The organism is Nonomuraea sp. LPB2021202275-12-8 (assembly GCF_037044575.1).
GTDB lineage: Bacteria > Actinomycetota > Actinomycetes > Streptosporangiales > Streptosporangiaceae > Nonomuraea.
This window is the reverse complement of sequence record NZ_JBAHWD010000042.1, coordinates 47,399-66,669: the sequence shown is the minus strand read 5'-3', so window position 1 is coordinate 66,669 and position 19,271 is coordinate 47,399. Positions and strand designations below refer to the sequence as shown.

Genomic DNA, 19,271 nt, shown 5'->3' with positions numbered 1-19,271 from the left:
CGGTTCTTCTTCTGCTAGAGTTCTGGGCCCCGCACGGGCGGCGTTCCCCCCACCCATCCGCCCTCCACCCCGGGCCGGGAGGCCGGACATGCCCGTAAGTTGTCCTCTTCGCGTGGTCCAATGGGCCACCGGCGCCATCGGCCGCCACGCGCTGCGCAGCGTGATCAGCAGGCCGGGGCTGGAGCTCGCGGGGGTCCTCGTCTACGACCCCGGCAAGGTCGGCAAGGACGCGGGCGAGCTGGCCGGGCTGTCCCCCACGGGGATCGTGTGCACCGATGACGCCGACCGGATCATGGCCATGGACGCCGACTGCGTCCTCCACATGCCGCTGCCCGCCTCCTACTTCGGCACCAACCACGCCGCGGACCTGGAGACCATCTGCGCCCTGCTGGCCTCGGGCAAGAACGTCATCACCACCACCGGCTTCGTCTATCCCAAGGCCTACGGCCCCTCGGTCGTCGACAGCATCGAGGCCGCCTGCGCCAAGGGCGGCACGACCCTGCACGGCACCGGGGTCAACCCCGGTTTCATGAGCGACTTCCTGCCGCTGGCGCTCACGGGCCTGTCGTCCCGGGTGGACCACATCTACGTACGCGAGTCGTCCGACTTCCGGGGGCACCCGTCACGCCAGGTGGTCGTGGACCTGGTCGGCTTCACCCGCACGGCCAAGGACTACGCCACGACGGTCCGGCCGTACCGCGCCTTCCAGCGCATGCTCTTCGCCGAGAGCGTGCAGCTGGTCGCCGACGCGCTGGACGTGCGGCTGGACGAGGTGGAGGAGACCGACGAGTTCGCGCTGGCGGCCGGCGAGTTCGAGATCGCCGCCGGGCTGGTGCGCGAGGGCACGGTGTGCGCGTCCCGATGGGTCTTCTCCGGCATGGCGCGCGGGCGCCCCTTCATGACCGTCGAGGTCGTCTACAAGGCCGACTCCGCCCGGACCGAACGCTGGGCGGAGCCCGGTTTCGCGCTCCACATCGAGGGCGTGCCGCACATGTCGATGGCGGTCGGGGAGGTCAGTCACGGGCTCGCCGCCGCGGCGGCGCACGCGGTCAACGCCATCCCGTCGGTGTGCGCCGCCCCGCCGGGCATCCGCACCCTGCTGGACCTGCCCCTGCCGACCGGCCGCGGCCTGGTCCGCCTCGCCTGAGGTCAGCCGAGCACCTTCGTCAGGGCACGCAGCCCTTCGAGCACCTCGGCCGCCGTGGGCGCGTTGTCGGGGTCGCTGAGGACCTGCACGATCACGCCGCTCATCAGGGCGGCCTGGACCATGCCGAGCGTGCGGGCCGAGCGCTCGGACACCTCGTCCTCGGGCACGCTCTCCAGGATGGCCGCCATGCCCCGGCGCCCCTGCCCGATGCCCTCGGCGAGCGGGGGCCGAAGCTCCGGCTGCCGCTGGGCCTGCATGAACAGCTCGACCGTGGCCAGCCAGAGATCCGGGTGGGCCTTGGCCTGGCCCAGCAGGTCGTCCCACATCCGCTCGTAGGCCCGCACCGCCGAGCCGCCCGCCTGCGGGACGAGGGCGCGCCCGAGGGTGTCGCCCCAGTCGTCGAGGATCTCGAAAAGTGCCTGGTTGAGCAGCGCCTCCCGCGACCCGTAGTGGTAGCCGATGGCTGCCATGCTGACCCCGGCCGCGGAGGCGATGTCACGCACGCTGGTGCGGTCGTAACCCTTGTCCCGCAGGCACTGCTTGGCCCCGGCCAGCAGGTCTTCCCGGTTCCCCATGCGCGGCAGCGTAGCTCAGGCGCCCGCCTGAGGCGTGATCCACAGGTCCCGGTCGCCCGGCACCCGGCGCACCCTGCCGCGCGACTCCAGCCACACCAGGTGCGCCAGCGTCTCGTTGTTGGCCGCGCGCCGCATGAACGGCGGGATCGACTCCCAGGGCCGCGACCACGTCAGCTTGGTGGCCACCTCCCAGCAGGTCACGCCGTCCGAGGCGGCGACCACCCGCTCGATCTCGGCCAGCCGCTCACCGTGGTGCGCGATCACGTAGTCGGCGCGCTCCCGCAGCTCCAGGAACCTGTACTCGTGCGCGGGCAGCACCTCCTCCACGTCCAGCTCGCGCACGGCCGCCAGCGCGTCCAGGTAGTCGGCCAGCGGGTTCGGCGCGGACTGCGGGTGCACCGCCACCATCGGCGTGATCTTCGCCAGCACGTGGTCGCCCGAGAACAGCAGCTTCCTGGAGGGCGAGACGAAGCACAGGTGGCCCGGCGAGTGCCCGGGCGTCCAGATGGCACGTAGATCCCACCCGGGCAGGTCGAGCCGGTCACCGTCCTCGATCAGCCGGTCCGGCTTGGCCATCGACACCATGTGCCTGATCATCATGGACGCGCCCGCCAGCTCGTCCAGCGTCTGCGCGGGCACGCCGCACCGGTCGAGCAGCGCCCGCTCCTTGCTCACCAGCGACTCGATGGCGCTCTCGTCATAGCGCTCGTGCACGAGGCTCGCGTCGGCGGGATGCAGCCCGATCCACGCACCCGACATCTCACGGATCCGCCCGGCGAGCCCGTAGTGGTCGGGATGGATGTGGGTGACCAGCACGGCCCGCACGTCGGTGATCGCGTAGCCGGCCACGCCGAGACCGGCGACGAGCGCGTCGTAGGCCTCGTCGGTGTTCCACCCGGCGTCCACGATGACCACGCCGTCGTCGACTTCCAGCGCGTAGACCAGCACGTAACGCAGCGGGTTCACCGGGATCGGCACAGGCACCGACCACAGTCCCGGCCGCACCCGCTCGACCTCCGGGATCGTGCCGCCGGCCCAGGCCGCGCGCTGGTCTTCGTTGGACGGGGTCACCACGAACTTCGCCATGCCCGAGATTCTGCCCGCAGTTCCCGAACCATGTTCTACTGGGGTGATGAAAACGGGACGCGAGATGGCCGCCGACGGGCGTTTCGTCAGGCAGCCGAACCGTTTCACCGACCGGCTCGGTCCGCCCGAGCCAGGCCGCTACCCGGCTGTACGCCTCCTACGCCTGCCCGTGGGCGCAGCGGGTGCTGATCGTCCGGGCGCTCCTCGGCCTGGAGAGCCTGCTGGACGTGACGATCGTGGACCCGATCCGCGACGAGAAGGGCTGGCGGGTGCCCGGCGGCGAGTATCTGTCGGAGCTCTACCTGGCCACCGACCCCGGCTATCAGGGCCGCTACACCGTGCCTATCCGGCGCTGTGGACGTACGCCAGGAGGTTGTACGCGATCCCGGCCTTCCGTGACACCACCGACTTCGACCACATCAGGCGCCATTACTACGTCACCCAGACGAACATCAATCCGAGCGGGATCGTCCCGGTGGGGCCGGTGCTCGACTGGAGCCTGTGAGGGCTACACGGGCTCGCTGGGGACCACGGCGGGCCGGGGGCGGCGCGCCACGGGCATCCGGACGAACAGCAGCGCCGAGGCGAGGATCACGGCCGAGGCCGGCCACCAGGCGGCGGCCGTGCCGGCCCCGGTGGCCAGGACGCCGAACACCAGGTTGGACACCGCGCCGCCGGCCTGCAGCGAGAGCGAGCTCGTCGAGGTGATGGTGGTGCGCTGGGCGGCCTCGACCGCGTTGTGGGTCATCTCCAGGCACAACAGGCTCGCCACCGCGAGCCCGCCGAACAGCACGACGTAGGCGAGCGCGGCGGTCGCCAGCCCCGCCGGGCCGTCGAGCCCCGCCGTGGCGGCCAGCGAGCCGACCGAGAGCGCGGTGAGCACGGTCCCCGCGATCGCGCCCCGCACCGAGCCGCCCATCAGGCGTGCCACCCGGGGAGCCAGGGCGCTGCCTGCGGCGCTGCCCGCGAAGCCGAGTGCCGCGACCACGGCATAGGCGGTGCTGCCGCGCTCCGCCGTACCCGCCAGCTCGGCCAGCCGTCCGGGCGTGAGCAACTCGACTGCGGTCAGCGCGACGCCCGCCCCCGCGGCGGCGAGCATCAGGCGGCGTAGCACCGGACCTCCGGTCGCCAGCCGCACGCCCTCGGCGACCGTGACCGGCACGCCGCGCAGCACCGAGCCGAGCGAGCGGCGCCGGTGAGACGGCTCGGGCAGCGCGAACACCGCCACGACCAGCAGGACGCCGGCGGCCGCCGCGCCCATGAGGGGCGGCGCGGCCAGCGGCAGCAGCACGCTCGGGGGCACCAGGAGCGGCGTGAAACCGCCCGCCAGCACGCCGACGCAGAGGGCCGCGGACTCCATCGCGCCGCCCCTGGCCAGGCCCGGCTTCAGGTCCGCGTCGCGACCTTCGATCTCGTGCAGCGTGTCGACGTACCAGGCGGTGGCGGGGCCGCTGGACAGCGCCCTGCCCACGCCCTTGATCACGCAGGTCACCAGGAACATCCAGATCGTGGTGGAGAACGCCATGAGGGCCAGCGCGACGAGGGTGAACGCGGCCGAGGCGGCCAGCACCACGCGCCGCCCGAGCACGTCGGCCAGGCCTCCCGTGGGCAGTTCCAGGCTGATGGTGACGATCGAGAACACCGTCGTGCACAGGCCGATCTGGGCCAGGCTGAGACCTCGCTCGGCCATCAGCAGGACCATGACGGCCATCATCAGGCCCAGGGGCAGCCAGGTCAGGAAGCTGATCAGCATGTAGCGGCGCAACGCCGAGCGAGCGGTCACCGGTTCTCCTCCTGGTTCTCACCGGACGGGCGGACACGCGGGAAGCCTGCCAGCCAGATGTGCACCTGCTCGGCGTCCGGCGCTCCGGCGTGGCGGGCGGTGAGCTCGCGGAGCAGGTCATCGACCCGGTCGGTCAGCTCGTGGACCGCCGAGGCGGGCAGCCGGACGAAGTGGTCGCTGATGCCCGCGGCCATGAGCCACTCGGCCGGCCAGTCGGCGACGTCGTGGTCCTGGATCGCCTGCTCCAGGACCGCCACCTGGCGGAGCTGCATGATCTTGACGGCCTCCCGGCCCTCCGGCGTGGCCGACATCTCGTCGTTGTCCCAGGAGGTGTAGAGGTGCCGGGCGCGCCAGCGGCGCTCCCGGCCGTCCCGCCGCTCGGGGTCCTCCTCGATGAAGCCGAACTTGGCCAGCTCGCGCAGGTGGTAGCTGGTCGAGCCGGAGCTCTCGGCCACCCGGCGCCCGAGCTCGCTGGCGGTCGCGGAACCGTCGGCGCGCAGCAGGCCCAGCAGGCGGACCCGCAGCGGATGCGCCACCACCTTGAGCACCCGCGGATCACTGATCTTGAAGACTTCCTCCATACCGATCACGATAGACCGCAAAGACAATTTTGCAAAGGGAATTTTGCGAATCAACGGACTCGTAAACTGGACGGATGCTTGACGACATCTGGGTGGACGACGCCGTCTTCGCGCTGCGTCCCGACTTCGCCGTGCTCGCCATGACGGCCCACGGCCTGCGCAACGGGCCCACCGACGACGCCTCGCGGGCCCTGCTCGCCGCCGCCGCGGAGCAGGCCTCGCAACCCGAGAAGATCGACGCCTGGAAGGACGCCTACCGCGCCTTCGGCGCCAAGCCGCAGCGGACCAGGCCGTCCGTCGACGCGCTGACCCGCAGGCTGCCCCTGCCGGAGATCAACCGGGCGGTCGACGCCTACAACGCGATCAGCGTCAAGCACGCGCTGCCCATCGGCGGCGAGGACCTCGACCGCTACGTGGGCCCGGCGCGGCTGATCAGGGCGGTGGGCGACGAGGCGTCGGAGGAGGCGCTCGGGCAGCCGGAGCAGGGCGAGGTGATCTGGCGCGACGACGTGGGCGTCACCTGCCGCAGGTGGAACTGGCGCCAGGTGGCCCGCACCCGCCTCACCGAGGAGACGACCAACGCGATCTTCCTGCTGGAGCGGCTGGAGCCGCTGTCCCTTGAGGAGCTGAAGGAGGCGGGCGAGGAACTGGCGGACCTGCTGGCACGCTTCTCGCCGGAGGTGCGGATCGCCAGCCGGCTCGTGCTGGGCGGGAAGTAAACCTGCCGCCGGACTGTTGATACCAAACGGTAATAATTTCGGGCACACCCGGATTGACTAGGCGGGCGTGACCTCTTTGGACACTCCTGAGAGGATCGAGCGTGGCGTCATAGCCTCCCCGGCGCGCGCTGCCGGTCTGGGCGAGTAGCCTTGGACAGGTTCTCTAACATCAACGCCGATCTGCGGAAGAGGGCGATTTCCGCCGTGTCGTCTGAGTCGTCGCGGACAAACCCGCTGGCAAGCTTTGGTCAGAACGAATGGCTTGTCGACGAGCTGTACCAGAAGTATCTCCAGGATCCCGAGTCTGTTGACAAGGCCTGGTGGAACTTCTTCGCTGACTACAACCCTGACTACGGACCGGGCCGCACCCCGGCCAGGGAGGCGGCGAACGGCACTGCAACCGCGCCCGCACCCGCCAAGGCGCCGCCAACAGCGGCGCCTGCTCCCCCTAAGCCTGCGACTGACATCCCATCTGCCAAGGTGCCCACCGAGAAGCCCAAGCAGCCATCCACCCCGGTGCCCAAGGGCGCCGAAGAGGTGAAGCTGCGCGGGGCGGCGGCGCGCACGGCCGCCAACATGGACCTCTCGCTGACGGTTCCGACCGCGACGAGCGTCCGGGCCATCCCGGCCAAGCTGCTCATCGACAACCGCATCGTGATCAACAATCACCTCAAGCGGGGTCGCGGCGGCAAGGTCTCCTTCACGCACCTGATCGGTTACGCGATCGTCAAGGCGCTGAAGGCCATGCCGGAGATGAACTACTCCTACACCGAGGTCGACGGCAAGCCGACCCTGGTCAAGCCGGAGCACGTCGGCCTGGGCCTGGCCATCGACGTCCAGAAGAGCAACGGCGAGCGCCAGCTGCTCGTGCCCTCCATCAAGGGCGCGGAGGAGATGGACTTCCGGCAGTTCTGGATGGCCTACGAGGAGGTCGTACGCAAGGCCCGAGCAGGCAAGCTGGGCGTGGACGACTTCACCGGCACCTCGATCTCGCTGACCAACCCCGGCACCATCGGCACCGTCCACAGCGTGCCGCGCCTGATGCCCGGTCAGGGCACCATCATCGGCGTGGGCGCGATGGAGTACCCCGCCGAATACCAGGGGGCCTCCCCCGACACGCTCTCGCGCCTGGCCGTCTCCAAGGTCATGACGCTGACCAGCACCTACGACCACCGGATCATCCAGGGCGCCCAGTCGGGTGACTTCCTGCGCACGATCCACAGGCTGCTGCTCGGCGAGGACGGCTTCTACGACGAGATCTTCGAGGCGCTGCGGATCCCGTACGAGCCGGTCCGGTGGGTTCAGGACATCTCGGCCTCGCACGACGACGACGTGGCGAAGTCCGCTCGCGTGATCGAGCTGATCCACGCCTACCGGGTGCGCGGGCACCTCATGGCCGAGACGGACCCGCTCGAATACAAGCAGCGCAAGCACCCCGACCTCGACATCCAGTCCCACGGCCTGACGCTGTGGGACCTGGAGCGCGAGTTCGCCACCGGCGGCTTCGGCGGCCGGGCGCTGATGAAGCTGCGCGAGATCCTGGGCGTGCTGCGTGACTCCTACTGCCGCACCGTCGGCATCGAGTACATGCACATCCAGAATCCCGAGGAGCGGGCCTGGATCCAGGAGCGCGTCGAGAAGCCGCACGCCTCACCGGCCCGTGACGAGCAGCTCAACATCCTGAGCAGGCTCAACACGGCCGAGGCGTTCGAGACCTTCCTGCAGACCAAGTACGTCGGCCAGAAGCGCTTCTCGCTGGAGGGCGGCGAGTCCCTGATCCCGCTGCTCGACTCGGTGATCAGCGACGCCGCCGAGGAGGGCCTCGACGAGGTCGTCATCGGCATGGCCCACCGCGGCAGGCTCAACGTGCTGGCCAACATCGTCGGCAAGTCCTACGGGCAGATCTTCGGCGAGTTCGAGGGCAACCTCGACCCGCGCACCGCGCACGGCTCGGGTGACGTGAAGTACCACCTGGGCGCGACCGGTACGTTCACCGCACGCAGCGGCAAGACGATCGCCGCGTCCGTGGTGGCCAACCCGTCGCACCTGGAGGCGGTCAACCCGGTGCTCGAGGGTGTCGTCCGCGCCAAGCAGGACCTGCTGGAGCGCGGCGAGGAGGGCTTCACGGTCCTGCCGGTCCTCATCCACGGCGACGCGGCCTTCGCGGGCCAGGGCGTCGTGGCCGAGACGCTCAACCTGTCGCAGCTGCGCGGCTACCGCACGGGCGGCAGCGTGCACGTGGTGGTCAACAACCAGGTGGGCTTCACCACCTCGCCGGCGTCCTCCAGGTCCTCGGTCTACGCGACCGACGTGGCCCGGATGATCCAGGCGCCGATCTTCCACGTGAACGGCGACGACCCCGAGGCCGTGGTGCGCGTGGGCGAGCTCGCCTACGAGTACCGGCGGACGTTCCGCAAGGACTTCGTCATCGACCTCATCTGCTACCGGCGCCGCGGCCACAACGAGGGCGACAACCCCGCCTTCACCCAGCCGCTGATGTACGACCTGATCGACGCCAAGCGCTCGACCCGCAAGCTCTACACCGAGGCGCTGATCGGCCGGGGCGACATCACGGTCGAGGAGGCCGAGTCGGCGCTGCGCGACTATCAGGCCAAGCTGGAGCAGGCGTTCACCGAGACCCGTGAGGCGGCCAAGAAGCCGCTCGAAGCGGGCGCGATGCGGGTGCCGCCGACCGAGGTGGTCAAGTGGTCCCACGACGACACGCCCACCGCGATCACCGACGAGACGCTCAAGCGCATCGTCGACACCCAGCTCAACCTGCCCGAGGGCTTCACGCCGCACCCGCGCCTGGCGCCGGTGCTGCAGCGCCGCGGTCAGATGGTCGAGCAGGACATGATCGACTGGAGCATGGGCGAGACGCTGGCGTTCGGGTCGCTGCTGATCGACGGGCATCCGGTCCGCCTGGTCGGTCAGGACTCCCGGCGCGGCACGTTCACCCAGCGGCACGCCGTGCTGGTGGACCGGGTGACAGGGGCGGAGCACACCCCGCTCAAGAGCTTCAACCAGGACACCACGAAGTTCTACGTCTACGACTCGCTGCTCAGCGAGTTCGCGGCGCTCGGCTTCGAGTACGGCTACAGCGTGGAGCGTCCCGACGCCCTGGTGGCGTGGGAGGCGCAGTTCGGCGACTTCATCAACGGCGCACAGACGATCATCGACGAGTTCATCTCGTCCGGTGAGCAGAAGTGGGGCCAGCGTTCGGGAGTCGTGCTGCTGCTGCCGCACGGCTACGAGGGCCAGGGTCCCGACCACTCCTCGGCCCGCATCGAGCGGTTCCTGCAGGTCTGCGCGCTGGACAACATGACCGTCGCGCAGCCGTCCACGCCCGCCAACTACTTCCACCTGCTGCGCTGGCAGGTGGAGTCCGGCAGGCACAAGCCGCTGGTGGTCTTCACACCGAAGTCGCTGCTGCGTCACAAGAAGGCCACCTCCAAGGCGGCGGACTTCACCTCCGGCAACTTCCAGCCGGTGATCAGCGACACGACGGTGGACCCCGGCAAGGTCACCAGGGTCGTACTGTGCTCCGGCAAGGTCTACTACGACCTGCTCGCCGGGCGCGAGAGCTCGGGCCGCGACGATGTCGCCATCGTCCGTCTCGAGCGGCTCTACCCCTACCCCGCCGAGGAGCTCAACGCCGAGCTGGCCCGCTACGGGTCGCAGGCGGAGCTGGTCTGGGCGCAGGACGAGCCGGTCAACATGGGACCGTGGCCCTATCTCACGCTCAAGCTGGCGGAGGACCCGCGACTGCTGGGCGGCCGCCCGCTGCGGCGCGTGTCCAGGCCCGCCAACAGCTCGCCCGCGGCCGGCTCCCACGCCGCCCACGACGCCGAGCTCGAGGAGATCCTGAAGCAGATCTTCGGCTGATTCGAGCACGTCCCCCGGTAAGCCCCCGCCTCCCGGCGGGGGCTTACCGCGTTCACCGCCCGGCCGATCCGCACCGGGCCCTGGCTAAAGTCAGATTTGGATTCCGGCCGCCGCCTCATCGCGCGGCCGCGCGAGCGAACACGGAGGGAGCACGATGTACTTCACCGATCGGGGGATCGAGGAGCTGGTCGAGCGGCGGGGCCAGGAGGAGGTCAGCCTGCTCTGGCTGGGTGAGCGGCTGCGCGAGTTCGTCGATCTCAATCCCGAGTTCGAGACCCCGGTCGAGCGGCTGGCCACCTGGCTCGCCCGGCTCGACGACGAGGACGACGAGGACTGATCGCCACCAAAACGCGATACATCTTGAGTTTTCGACAGACGCGACATATCGTGTCTGTTCTAGGGACGTATCAGCAGAAGGGCGGACCGAACATGCAGCAGTGGACGATCGAGGGGCCCGAACAGCTCACATTCGGGCCGGTGGACTCCCTCGACGTGCGGATCGTCGCCGGAAAGCTGGCCGTGCTGGCGAGCGACGGGCCACCGACGCTGGAGGTCGCCGAGTTCGAGTCCAACTCCCCGCTCCTGGTGACCTACGACGAGGAGAGCAAGGAGCTCAGCGTCACCTACAAGGACCTCACCTGGGACGGCCTGCTCGGCTGGCTGCGGCGCGACCGGCGCAAGACCGTGGCGACCCTCGCCGTGCCCCGCCACTGCAAGGTCAACGCCGGGGTCGTCTCCGCCTCCGCCGTGGTGGCCGGGTTCGAGCGGATGACCCAGGTCAGGAGCGTGTCCGGGGAGATCGTGCTCGACGGTGTGAGCGGTGAGGTGAGCGCCACGACCGCCTCCGGCGCCGTCGAGAGCCGGGCGATGGACGGCGACCTGTCGTTCAAGAGCGTCTCCGGCGAGCTCACGGTCGCCGGCGGCACCCCGCGCAGGCTGCGCGCCAACACGATCTCGGGGCGCATCACCGCGGATCTGCGGCTCAAGCCCACCGGTCACGTGACGCTCAACACGGTTTCCGGGACCATCCTGGTCAGGCTGCCGAACGGCGCGCAGGCGGACATCGCCGTCAGATCCACCTCCGGGCGGCTGGTCAGCGCGTTCGACGAGATATCCAAATCAGGCGGTCCCGGCACGAAGTCGATGTCGGGCCGGCTTGGCGGCGGCATGGCGTCCCTGACGGCGACGACCGTCTCCGGCGACGTCACGCTGCTCAAGGGAGAGAAGGAATGAGCCCCGTCTTCGGTCACGGCCGGCTCCGGCTGTACCTGCTCAAGCTGCTGGAGGAGAGCCCGCGCCACGGTTACGAGGTGATCCGGCTGTTGCAGGACCGCTTTCTCGGCGTCTACTCGCCCTCCCCCGGCACCATCTACCCGCGCCTGGCCCGGCTGGAGGAGGAGGGCCTGGTCACCCACGAGGTGATCGACGGCAAGAAGGTGTTCTCCATCACCGACAAGGGCCGCGCCGAGCTGAACGCCCGCCTCGACGAGCTCGACGACCTGGAGGAGGAGATCTCCGCCTCCGTGCGCGACATCGCCCGCGAGGTCAAGGAGGACGTACGCGACACGGTCAAGTCGCTCCGCGAGGAGCTGACCCGGATGGCCAAGGACGTCCGCACCGGCACCCGCGACCAGCAGATGCACGACTTCCAGCGGCTCAAGGAGCAGCAGCGGCGCCAGTGGAGCGAGCACGCCCAGCAGTGGCAGGACCAGGGCGAGCGGCTCAGCGGCGAGTGGCGCAGGATCTGGGCCGAGGTCTGGAGCACGGTGGGCGGTGCGCCGGCGAGCCGGCGGGAGCTCGACAACGAGCTGGGCGGGGTGCTGGCCGACTTCGTCGCCCAGGTGCGCGAGGAGGCGTCGGACGCCCGCATCACCCGCGAGAAGCTCGACGAGTTGCGCGTCACGCTCGACGAGGCCGCCGCACGGATCCGCGACACCCTCCGGTCATGATCCGCTACGGCCTGCGCCCCCCGATGCAGCGTCTGGTCCCCCAGCGGCAGGACCGGGCGGCCACCGAAGAGCCGGCTCCGGCTCCTGAGCGGCCCTGCGCGCACGACAGACGGTCGGCACGCACCGTGATCGCTCCAGCAGGCGCGGCGTGAGCGCGGACGCCGAGCAGCTCCCGCTCGGGCGTCCGCAGGATCTCGGCGGGCGCCACGCCTCGCCGTTCAGCCGCGCTCGTCCACGCCGCTGGGCGGCCTGCGCAGGCCGCCCAGCCGCCGGCCCGTACACCCAGCCTGCACGGGCGTGACGTTTCCGGGCCGACAGGCTGGACGCCATGACGCGCCCCCCAGGTGATACGACCGCCCTGAGGACGCCTCAGCTCGTGAACACGATCTTGCCGAAGACGTCCCCTTCGTGCAGCGCCGCGAACCCGTCGCGGGCCTCGGCCAGCGGCAGCGTCCTGTCGATCACCGGCCGCAGCCCGGTCTGCTCCAGAAAGACGGCCAGGCGCTGGAGCTGGTCGCGGGTGCCCATCGTGGAGCCGACCACGGACAGCTGCAGGAAGAAGACACGGTTCAGGTCGGCCGCCGGGGCCGCGCCGCTGGTGGCGCCGCAGACCACGATGCGCCCGCCGGGCTTGAGCGACTTGAGCGAGTGATCCCAGGTGGCCTGGCCGACGGTCTCCATGACCGCGTCCACCCGCTCCGGCAGCCGCGCGCCCGACTCGAAGACCTGGTCGGCGCCGAGCTCGGTGGCCCGCTCGCGCTTGGCCTCCGACCGGCTGGTCGCCCAGATCCGATAGCCGGCCGCCCTGCCGAGCGCGATCAGCGCGGTCGCGACCCCGCCGCCGGCGCCCTGCACGAGCACGGTCGAGCCCGGCTCCAGCCCGGCCTTGTCGAACAGCATGCGGTAGGCCGTCAACCAGGCCGTGGGCAGGCAGGCGGCCTGCTCGAAGCTCAGCGCGGCCGGCTTGGGCACGAGATTGCGGCGCGGCACTGCCACCCGCTCGGCGAACGTGCCGTCGTGCAGCTCCGACAGCAGCGACCGCTTCGGATCCAGCGTCTCGTCGGCGCCCGCGCCGATGACGGCGTGCACGATGACCTCGTTGCCGTCCTCGTCCACGCCCGCCGCGTCGCAGCCGAGCACGATCGGGAGCCGGTCCTGCCTGATGCCGACGCCCTTGAGCGTCCACAGGTCGTGATGGTTGAGCGCGGCCGCCCGCACCGAGACGGTCGTCCATCCGTCCGGAACCTTCGGCTCCGGGTGCTCGCCGAGCGTCAGCCCGGCGAGAGGGTTGTCGGGGTCGGTCTGTGTGGCGGTAACGGCGAACATGGCCGCACCTTACTTCAGCCCGGCCAGGATCCCGCCGACCGCTTCACTTCCACCCCGATCACCGCCGGGGATCCGTCGGCGACTCACTTCAGCTTGACCCTGATCCTGTCGAGGGCGGTGCTGACGAACCTGTCGTCGCCCAGCACGGCGATGCGCACGCCACTCCTGCACACGTCCCTGACCGGGGTTCCGCGCCCCCTGATCCCGCGCGGCAGTGTGCTGACGTCCTTGCAGCCGGGCGTCGGGATCAGGATCACCATGTCGCTGGCGCCGCCGCCGAACCAGAGCTGCGGCCCGGCCGGATCCCCCATCGCGTTCTCGCCCGGCCGCGCGAGCCGGACCGCGTCCGTTTCCAGGTTCGATGCCGTTTCCGTCGCCGTCTTCAGGTCCGGCCCCGAGAGCACCAGGTAACCGTCCTCGGTGTCGCCGCTCAGCCCCTCGGCCAGGGCCATCCGGTCGTCGAAGTCCAGCCCCTCCTGGCGGTCGTACATCGCCATCCGCCAGGACCCGAACGCGAACAGCAGCACCTGGCCGTAGGAGCCGCTGCCGGGCTGGCGCGGCCAGAGCGTGACGTGGGGGGCGAACTTCCTGATCGGCTGGCCGCCCTTGGTCACCTCGATCTCGCCGTTGTAGGGGGCGACGAGCTGGCGGTAGTGCCCGCCCACCCACACGCCCTGGAACGGCCGCGACCCCAGCCGGTCGAGGTCCAGCTCCGCGGGGTAGCGCACCTCCGCCCGCTGCCCGTCCGGGAACACCACGTCGAGGATCTCGATGTCACCGGTGTGCTTCCCCGGCGCCTGCAGGACGTTGGGCGCGCTGTCCACTCTGGTGAGGGACTGGATGGGAGCCGGCTGCGGCGCGGGCTCGGGCGGCGGCTCACGGCTGGCGAGCAGGCCGATGACGGGGACGCCCACCAGCACCAGCACCACCGCCAGCCCGGTCCATCGGCGGCGGCCGCGCTCGCCAACCTCGATGACGTCGAACTGATCGGCCACGACGAACCTCGCCGGGTAGTGAGGCTTGTGCCTCGGACCCAGTTCAGTTGAGCGGGGACCGCCAGCGCAAGCCCTCGAACCTGGCAAAGTCCTTGTCGCAGGTCACGAATTCACAACCATGCTCGATGGCGAGCGCGGCCAGGTAGGCGTCGGGGATGAGGTTGCCGGTCGCTCCGGCTTGGCGGCAGAGCTTGGTGAAGATCTCCCAGTGCCGGTCACCTGCGTGCACCATGACCGCGTGCGGCTGGTTTCTGACACTGTCGGCGAACTGTCTGGCCGTCTCGAAGGTAGTGGCGCCCGGCATACGGCGGTTGGTGACGATGCGCACGAAGCCGTTGATGACAAAGTCGCTGACTGCATACGCCTCATCGCCGCCGAGCAGCTCCCTGAGCATGGCGAGACAGGGCTCATGGTGCTCCATGTCCCTGCGCTGGGCGTTGACCAGCATGTTTACGTCAAGCATCCGCATGCCGCGCTCCACCGAAGACGCGCTCGATGTCATCGAGCTCCGACATTTCCTTGATCTCCGCCCATGTCAGCTTCGGCCCTGTGGCGTCGCCGGACAGGGGAAGGACTACGGGGGGCCGCTCCGCGGCTTCTGTGGAGCGGTTGAGCAGTTGCCTCAAGGCATCCTCCATCACTGAAGTGAGACTGCGTCCGTGTCGTGCCGCGTACGCCTTCGCCTCGTTAAGGAGCGTCTCGTCGATGCGCACCGTGGTCCTCCGCATGACTCCAGCGTCCGCCGCCGACATAAAAATGTCAACAGCGGATAGTAGCCACGCCGTCACAATTTTTGCAGCCTCTTTGCCACCTCACCAACTCGCCACATTGACCTTCCCGTCGGTCACCAGCTCGACGGCCTGCCCGACCAGCTCACGGGACTCCGCGTCGGCTATCAGGTCCTCCCGCGTCACGTGCGCGTACGCCCTCCCACCGGCCGGCAGGTCGACGACGAGGATGCCCTTCTGCGGCGCCCCGTCCCTGCCGTGCGCGACCGTGTAGCCGGCCACCACGGCGGGCCCCTCATGGGCGGCGGCGATGGGCACCGGCTCGGCGGCGAAGACGGGGTCCCCGCCCCCCAGCGTGCCCCCCGGCTCGCTGGACCAGACGGCGTAGGTGTGCTTGGTCAGGTGCATCCCCACCCCGGTGACCAGGCCGTGGCCCCGCTGGGCGCGCAGCAGCCCGGCCATGGTGGCGGTGGAGTGCAGCACGTAGTCGCTGGCCGGACCGCCCGCGTACGGCAGGCCTCCGGTGACGGTGAGACCTCGTGGGTCCATCGGGTCCAGTCCGATCGCGTCGCAGGCCTGCCGCAGCGCGATGGCGAAGCAGCTGTAGAGGTCGAGGGCGTGCATGTCGTCCAGCCCCAGCCCGGCCCGCGCGAACGCGGACGCGGACGCTTCGGCGATGGCCTGCGACGCGCCGAGCGCGGGCCGCGCCGCCACCTCCCAGGTGTCCTCGGCGTAGGCCCAGCCCCGCAGGTAGACGCGCTGGTCGCGCGGCACGCCGAGCCGGTCGGCCAGCTCGGTGCTGGCCAGGATGACGGCCGCCGCCTGGTCGACCTCCATCACGGCCACGGTGTTCCTGGTGTACGGCCAGCCGACGAACCTGTTGCCCTTCACCAGCTCCTCCGGCGTGCGTGGGGTGCGCCGCCAGGCGTGCGGGTTGGCGGCGGCCACCTCGGTCATCGGCGCCATCATGCGGCCCCGGTCGCACATCTCCTGCTCGACGGTCAGGCCACGGGCCGCCCGCCGGGCCGTCTCCATGATCGCGTAGGTGTGCACCGGCAGGAACAGCTCGTGCGCGAGCTCGGCGGGGTGCGGCGGTCGTTCCCAGCCGTAGGGCGGCTTGGGATCGGCGGCATGGCTCCACGGCACCCGCTCGCCCGCCTGCCGGTAGGCCCGGCGGGTGGCCAGCGCCTCAGCCCCGGTGATCAGGGCCGAGTCGAGCTCCCCCGCCGCGATCCTGGCGGCGGCCTCACCGATGAGCAGCTGCGGCGCCGTACCACTGACCTTGGAGTAGGAGTGGTGGCGCGGGGTGGCGCCGAGCCGCTCGGCGAGCCGGCCGGTCGGAGAGTCGTACTGCCAGGAGTCGGTGTAGACGATCTGGATCGAGTCGAGGCTCCGCACCGGGAGCCGGGCCTCCCGGGCGGCAGCGCGTGCCGTCTCCTCCCACAGATCGAGCGGCTCGGGGCCGGGCTGTTCGCGAACGGTGTGCTGGGCGGCGCCAATGAGGCAGGGGGTGCGTGAATCCATACGACCATCTAACCAGAACAACATTCGGTTGATAAGAAGTGGCGTTTGATAATCACTGTTACCGCTGTTGTCTGCGATAAATTACAGTGCATCCCACCTGCGCAGATGCTTTTTAGTAATACATGCGATCTCGCTATTTTCATAACGGAACGGAACCGGACCATGCTTTTTCCCGTCGTTTCCTGGCCGACCGGTTGCGCCATTCATTAACGTTCCCAACGTTTTCCTGGCCCACCGGGGCGCAGCACCCCGCTCTGGGCCGCCGAGAACTGAGAGGAGCTCCATGTTTTCCCGAGCAAGGCGCATCGCGATCCCCCTCGCGGGCCTCGTGGCCATCGGACTGGCCACCGGACTGGTGAGCGGCACCGCGGCGAGCGCGACCGCACCCTCAGACGTCGTGTCGAAGAACGCGGCGACCCCCGCCGAGCAGGCCATCCAGTTCTGGACGCCCGAGCGGATCAAGCAGGCCAGCGACCACGACGACAGCATCGACGCACGCTCCAAGGGCGTCAGGGGCGGCAACTCCGCCCCCGACGGCCCGCCCGGATCCGTCCCCCCGATCGGCGAGGAGAAGACGAAGAGCGTCAAGAGCAAGCAGGTCAACCTGCCCAACACCGTCGGCCGCGTGTTCTTCACGCTGCCGAAGACGGACCCGCGTGACCCGAAGAGCTGGAGGTACTGCTCGGCGAGCTCAGTGCAGGGCAAGTTCCGCAACCTCGTGGCCACTTCGGCGCACTGCGTCTACGACATCAAGAAGAACACCTTCTACACCAACTGGATTTTCATCCCGTCCTACTGGGATGGAAAGAACGTCTGGGACGGCAAGGCGCCCTACGGCATTTACGCGGCCAAGACGTTCAATGCGCACGACGACTTCGTGGTGAAGGAGGACTTCGACTTCGACTACGCGTTCGTCAACGTCTACAACGGCATCAAGGTGAAGTGGGAGAAGGTCAACGGCAAGTGGCAGTGGACCGTCAAGAACGCCGGCCGCCTGGGTGACAACGTCGGCGGCCAGGGCTTCACCTGGAACCGCAGCACCAAGGCGAAGGTGTTCTCCTTCGGCTACCCGGCGGGCGAGCACCCCGACGGCGACACGCCGTTCACCGGTCGCACGATGAAGTGGTGCTACGGCAAGACGACCCCGATGCCCGCAGCGCCGAAGTACAACCTGCAGGAGCACGTCGGCTTCAAGTGCTCCTTCACCGCCGGCGCCAGCGGCGGACCGTTCCTCTACAGCTACAAGAGCGCGAGCCGCACCGGCTACCTGATCGGCGTCAACAGCGTCGCGTGGGACACCGACGGCAACGACCGCTACGACCACATCTCGTCCCCGTACTTCAACACCGACACCTACAAGGTCTACAAGGCCGCCGCCAATCGCTGGACCGGCAACATGCCGTAACCCGCGGATGGGGCCCCGGTCCGCCGGACCGGGGCCTTCGGCCGCCCTGATCCCGAATGGCATCGGCGTCGAACGAAGATCAACTGAGATCGGCGCAGCCGCGAAAGCCGCCGGCGAAAGAACCGTCCGTTCACCGTCGGGACAGGCCGTCCGACCTGCGGCCGAGCCCGCCCTATAGGGTCAATGCCAGGTATGCCAGCAGCATGCTTGACATGGCCCTTATGGGACGCACGTCACGCTTGATCCGATAACAAATCTCCATCCGGGCTGCAATACAGGCAGTTGATCTGGAAAAATCCATCCTTACACCCCAGAAAGGCAATTCATGATCCCCCGAGCCAGGCACCTGGCGGCAGCCGCACTCAGCGGCGTGCTGCTGATGGCGCCTGCTCTCATGGGGACCGCCTTCACGGGGACCGCGGACGCCTCGGCGGCCGGCAAGGTCTACGCCGTGTCGCTGGCCAAGACCAAGGCCGACGTGCAGAAGGTCGCCGACTACTGGAAGCCCGAGCGGCTCAAGAAGGCCGACAGCTACAGCCCCGCCACGCCCGGCTCGCAGGCCGCGCCGGCCCCGACCGGTTCCTCGGCCGGCGCCGTCAACGTGCCGAGCCAGGCCGCAGCCGCGCAGCTCGGCTCGCGGGCGGTGGCGCCCGCCGCGCCGCAGAAGGGCGCCGCCAGGACCATGGGGAAGGTCTTCTTCCGCTTCGGCGACAAGGAGTACTGGTGCTCGGCCAGCGCCGTCGCGGCCAAGAACCACAGTGTGGTCGCCACGGCCGGGCACTGCGCCTACGACCCGCGGCAGGGCAGCGCCGCCCAGTTCTGGATCTTCGTCCCCAACCCCGGCGCCAACGGCACCACGCCCGACGGCATCTACGTCGGCTCCTCGATCAGCATGCACGAGGACTGGCCGGGCAAGAACGACTACGACTACGACTACGCGTTCGTGACCGTGCACCGCGGGTTCACCTGGGAGAAGCAGGGCGACGGCTACGTCGCCAAGGACGTCGGCAAGCTGCAGGACAACGTCGGCGGTCAGGGCCTGGAGCTCAGCAGGAAGCACCCGGTCAGCAGGATCGACGCCTTCGGCTACGCGGCCGGCCCGCAGCCCGACGGCACCCGCCCGTTCACCGGCGAGGCGCTGGTGTCCTGCGTGGGCAGCACCCGCAAGGCCGTCGCCCCCGGCCTCGACCTCGACTTCGGCGTCCAGCTGGCCCCCTGCAACTTCAGCAAGGGTGCCAGCGGCGGCCCCTGGCTGTTCAACTGGCAGGCGGCCCAGAAGCTCGGCAGCCTGATCGGCGTCAACAGCCTGACCTGGAACAGAGACGCCAAGGGCGAGTTCGACGCGGTGTCCTCCCCTTACTTCAGCGTCGTCACGGGCGAGGTCTACCGCCACGCCGCCGCACAGACCACTCCGGCAAATGTGACGTAGTTCATAAGCTACTCACCGGTCACACGGGGTGATCAGCGCCGATCCACATCTCAGTACGATCACGGCGGTATCCCCCGCATTGACATGATCTACGGAGAAGCCGCACGGGAAGAGTCAGCGTTGTACGGTTCCGGCTGTC

General features: G+C 69.6%; 19 protein-coding genes. 10 read left to right on the top strand and 9 right to left on the bottom strand.

The genetic code is table 11. The features are described 5' to 3' along the window. Positions 1-112 precede the first annotated feature (112 nt). Complete coding sequence (locus V5E28_RS42935; RefSeq protein WP_336215801.1) at positions 113-1,147, top strand: NAD(P)H-dependent amine dehydrogenase family protein; 1,035 nt, start codon at positions 113-115, stop codon at positions 1,145-1,147. 2 nt (positions 1,148-1,149) lie between these two features. Here the strand turns inward: V5E28_RS42935 and V5E28_RS42930 are convergent, their stop codons facing one another. Together V5E28_RS42930 and V5E28_RS42925 are read right to left on the bottom strand one after the other, a co-directional pair. Then, complete coding sequence (locus V5E28_RS42930) at positions 1,150-1,722, bottom strand: TetR/AcrR family transcriptional regulator (RefSeq protein WP_336215799.1); 573 nt, start codon at positions 1,720-1,722, stop codon at positions 1,150-1,152. Positions 1,723-1,737: 15 nt separating this feature from the next. Then, positions 1,738-2,808, bottom strand: a complete 1,071-nt coding sequence (locus V5E28_RS42925; protein ID WP_336215798.1) for an MBL fold metallo-hydrolase — start codon at positions 2,806-2,808, stop codon at positions 1,738-1,740. A gap of 373 nt (positions 2,809-3,181) precedes the next feature. Here V5E28_RS42925 and V5E28_RS42920 point away from each other — a divergent pair, with 373 nt between their 5' ends. After that, the gene (locus V5E28_RS42920; RefSeq protein ID WP_336215797.1) at positions 3,182-3,313 is read left to right on the top strand and encodes a hypothetical protein; all 132 of its coding nucleotides are present in this window, start codon (positions 3,182-3,184) and stop codon (positions 3,311-3,313) included. 3 nt (positions 3,314-3,316) lie between these two features. Here V5E28_RS42920 and V5E28_RS42915 read toward each other — a convergent pair whose 3' ends face one another. Next, positions 3,317-4,591 (bottom strand): MFS transporter, encoded by a 1,275-nt coding sequence (locus V5E28_RS42915; protein WP_336215795.1) that lies wholly within the window; start codon positions 4,589-4,591, stop codon positions 3,317-3,319. Beyond that, the gene (locus tag V5E28_RS42910) at positions 4,588-5,172 is read right to left on the bottom strand and encodes a winged helix-turn-helix domain-containing protein (RefSeq protein WP_336215794.1); all 585 of its coding nucleotides are present in this window, start codon (positions 5,170-5,172) and stop codon (positions 4,588-4,590) included. Before V5E28_RS42910 ends, V5E28_RS42915 begins: the two co-directional genes overlap by 4 nt. Before the next feature lie 74 nt (positions 5,173-5,246). Between V5E28_RS42910 and V5E28_RS42905 the strand changes: the two genes are divergently transcribed. From V5E28_RS42905 to V5E28_RS42880, 6 genes are all read left to right on the top strand, one after another. Beyond that, positions 5,247-5,891 carry a B3/B4 domain-containing protein gene (locus tag V5E28_RS42905; protein WP_336215793.1) on the top strand — a complete coding sequence of 215 codons (645 nt, stop codon included), beginning with the start codon at positions 5,247-5,249 and terminating at the stop codon, positions 5,889-5,891. A gap of 204 nt (positions 5,892-6,095) precedes the next feature. Beyond that, positions 6,096-9,776: a multifunctional oxoglutarate decarboxylase/oxoglutarate dehydrogenase thiamine pyrophosphate-binding subunit/dihydrolipoyllysine-residue succinyltransferase subunit gene (locus V5E28_RS42900; protein WP_336215791.1), complete on the top strand. Its 3,681-nt coding sequence runs from the start codon at positions 6,096-6,098 to the stop codon at positions 9,774-9,776. A gap of 154 nt (positions 9,777-9,930) precedes the next feature. Beyond that, entirely contained in the window at positions 9,931-10,113 is a 183-nt protein-coding gene (locus V5E28_RS42895; protein ID WP_336215790.1) for a DUF6104 family protein, read from the top strand. 50 nt (positions 10,114-10,163) lie between these two features. Next, a complete protein-coding gene (locus V5E28_RS42890; RefSeq protein WP_336215789.1) occupies positions 10,164-11,009 on the top strand; it encodes a DUF4097 family beta strand repeat-containing protein in 846 nt (281 codons plus the stop codon). Beyond that, the gene (locus V5E28_RS42885) at positions 11,006-11,725 is read left to right on the top strand and encodes a PadR family transcriptional regulator (protein WP_336215787.1); all 720 of its coding nucleotides are present in this window, start codon (positions 11,006-11,008) and stop codon (positions 11,723-11,725) included. The genes V5E28_RS42890 and V5E28_RS42885 overlap by 4 nt, the downstream gene beginning before the upstream one ends. After that, the gene (locus V5E28_RS42880) at positions 11,722-11,877 is read left to right on the top strand and encodes a hypothetical protein (protein WP_336215786.1); all 156 of its coding nucleotides are present in this window, start codon (positions 11,722-11,724) and stop codon (positions 11,875-11,877) included. The genes V5E28_RS42885 and V5E28_RS42880 overlap by 4 nt, the downstream gene beginning before the upstream one ends. Before the next feature lie 217 nt (positions 11,878-12,094). Here V5E28_RS42880 and V5E28_RS42875 read toward each other — a convergent pair whose 3' ends face one another. The 5 genes from V5E28_RS42875 to V5E28_RS42855 all read right to left on the bottom strand — a co-directional run bounded on the left by V5E28_RS42875 (position 12,095) and on the right by V5E28_RS42855 (position 16,298). Beyond that, positions 12,095-13,051 (bottom strand): zinc-binding dehydrogenase, encoded by a 957-nt coding sequence (locus V5E28_RS42875; protein ID WP_336215785.1) that lies wholly within the window; start codon positions 13,049-13,051, stop codon positions 12,095-12,097. Positions 13,052-13,134: 83 nt separating this feature from the next. Then, positions 13,135-14,046 carry a hypothetical protein gene (locus V5E28_RS42870; protein ID WP_336215783.1) on the bottom strand — a complete coding sequence of 304 codons (912 nt, stop codon included), beginning with the start codon at positions 14,044-14,046 and terminating at the stop codon, positions 13,135-13,137. Between the two features lie 43 nt (positions 14,047-14,089). Continuing rightward, positions 14,090-14,494, bottom strand: a complete 405-nt coding sequence (locus V5E28_RS42865) for a type II toxin-antitoxin system VapC family toxin (RefSeq protein WP_336215781.1) — start codon at positions 14,492-14,494, stop codon at positions 14,090-14,092. 7 nt (positions 14,495-14,501) lie between these two features. Then, positions 14,502-14,759: a DUF6364 family protein gene (locus V5E28_RS42860; RefSeq protein ID WP_336215779.1), complete on the bottom strand. Its 258-nt coding sequence runs from the start codon at positions 14,757-14,759 to the stop codon at positions 14,502-14,504. Between the two features lie 99 nt (positions 14,760-14,858). Next, a complete protein-coding gene (locus V5E28_RS42855; protein ID WP_336215778.1) occupies positions 14,859-16,298 on the bottom strand; it encodes an acetyl-CoA synthetase in 1,440 nt (479 codons plus the stop codon). A gap of 283 nt (positions 16,299-16,581) precedes the next feature. Between V5E28_RS42855 and V5E28_RS42850 the strand changes: the two genes are divergently transcribed. Together V5E28_RS42850 and V5E28_RS42845 are read left to right on the top strand one after the other, a co-directional pair. Beyond that, positions 16,582-17,703 carry a trypsin-like serine peptidase gene (locus tag V5E28_RS42850; protein ID WP_336215777.1) on the top strand — a complete coding sequence of 374 codons (1,122 nt, stop codon included), beginning with the start codon at positions 16,582-16,584 and terminating at the stop codon, positions 17,701-17,703. 325 nt (positions 17,704-18,028) lie between these two features. Beyond that, complete coding sequence (locus V5E28_RS42845; protein WP_336215776.1) at positions 18,029-19,132, top strand: trypsin-like serine peptidase; 1,104 nt, start codon at positions 18,029-18,031, stop codon at positions 19,130-19,132. The last annotated feature ends 139 nt before the right edge of the window (positions 19,133-19,271 follow it).

What these genes read in the sequence shown, in the direction of transcription:
- V5E28_RS42895 (WP_336215790.1), top strand. Translation starts at nt 9,931, where the DNA reads ATGTACTTCACCGATCGGGGGATCGAGGAGCTGGTCGAGCGGCGGGGC.
- V5E28_RS42930 (WP_336215799.1), bottom strand. Translation starts at nt 1,722, where the DNA reads ATGGGGAACCGGGAAGACCTGCTGGCCGGGGCCAAGCAGTGCCTGCGG.
- V5E28_RS42910 (WP_336215794.1), bottom strand. Translation starts at nt 5,172, where the DNA reads ATGGAGGAAGTCTTCAAGATCAGTGATCCGCGGGTGCTCAAGGTGGTG.
- V5E28_RS42880 (WP_336215786.1), top strand. Translation starts at nt 11,722, where the DNA reads ATGATCCGCTACGGCCTGCGCCCCCCGATGCAGCGTCTGGTCCCCCAG.
- V5E28_RS42925 (WP_336215798.1), bottom strand. Translation starts at nt 2,808, where the DNA reads ATGGCGAAGTTCGTGGTGACCCCGTCCAACGAAGACCAGCGCGCGGCC.
- V5E28_RS42885 (WP_336215787.1), top strand. Translation starts at nt 11,006, where the DNA reads ATGAGCCCCGTCTTCGGTCACGGCCGGCTCCGGCTGTACCTGCTCAAG.
- V5E28_RS42875 (WP_336215785.1), bottom strand. Translation starts at nt 13,051, where the DNA reads ATGTTCGCCGTTACCGCCACACAGACCGACCCCGACAACCCTCTCGCC.
- V5E28_RS42845 (WP_336215776.1), top strand. Translation starts at nt 18,029, where the DNA reads ATGATCCCCCGAGCCAGGCACCTGGCGGCAGCCGCACTCAGCGGCGTG.
- V5E28_RS42865 (WP_336215781.1), bottom strand. Translation starts at nt 14,494, where the DNA reads ATGCTGGTCAACGCCCAGCGCAGGGACATGGAGCACCATGAGCCCTGT.
- V5E28_RS42855 (WP_336215778.1), bottom strand. Translation starts at nt 16,298, where the DNA reads ATGGATTCACGCACCCCCTGCCTCATTGGCGCCGCCCAGCACACCGTT.
- V5E28_RS42850 (WP_336215777.1), top strand. Translation starts at nt 16,582, where the DNA reads ATGTTTTCCCGAGCAAGGCGCATCGCGATCCCCCTCGCGGGCCTCGTG.
- V5E28_RS42905 (WP_336215793.1), top strand. Translation starts at nt 5,247, where the DNA reads ATGCTTGACGACATCTGGGTGGACGACGCCGTCTTCGCGCTGCGTCCC.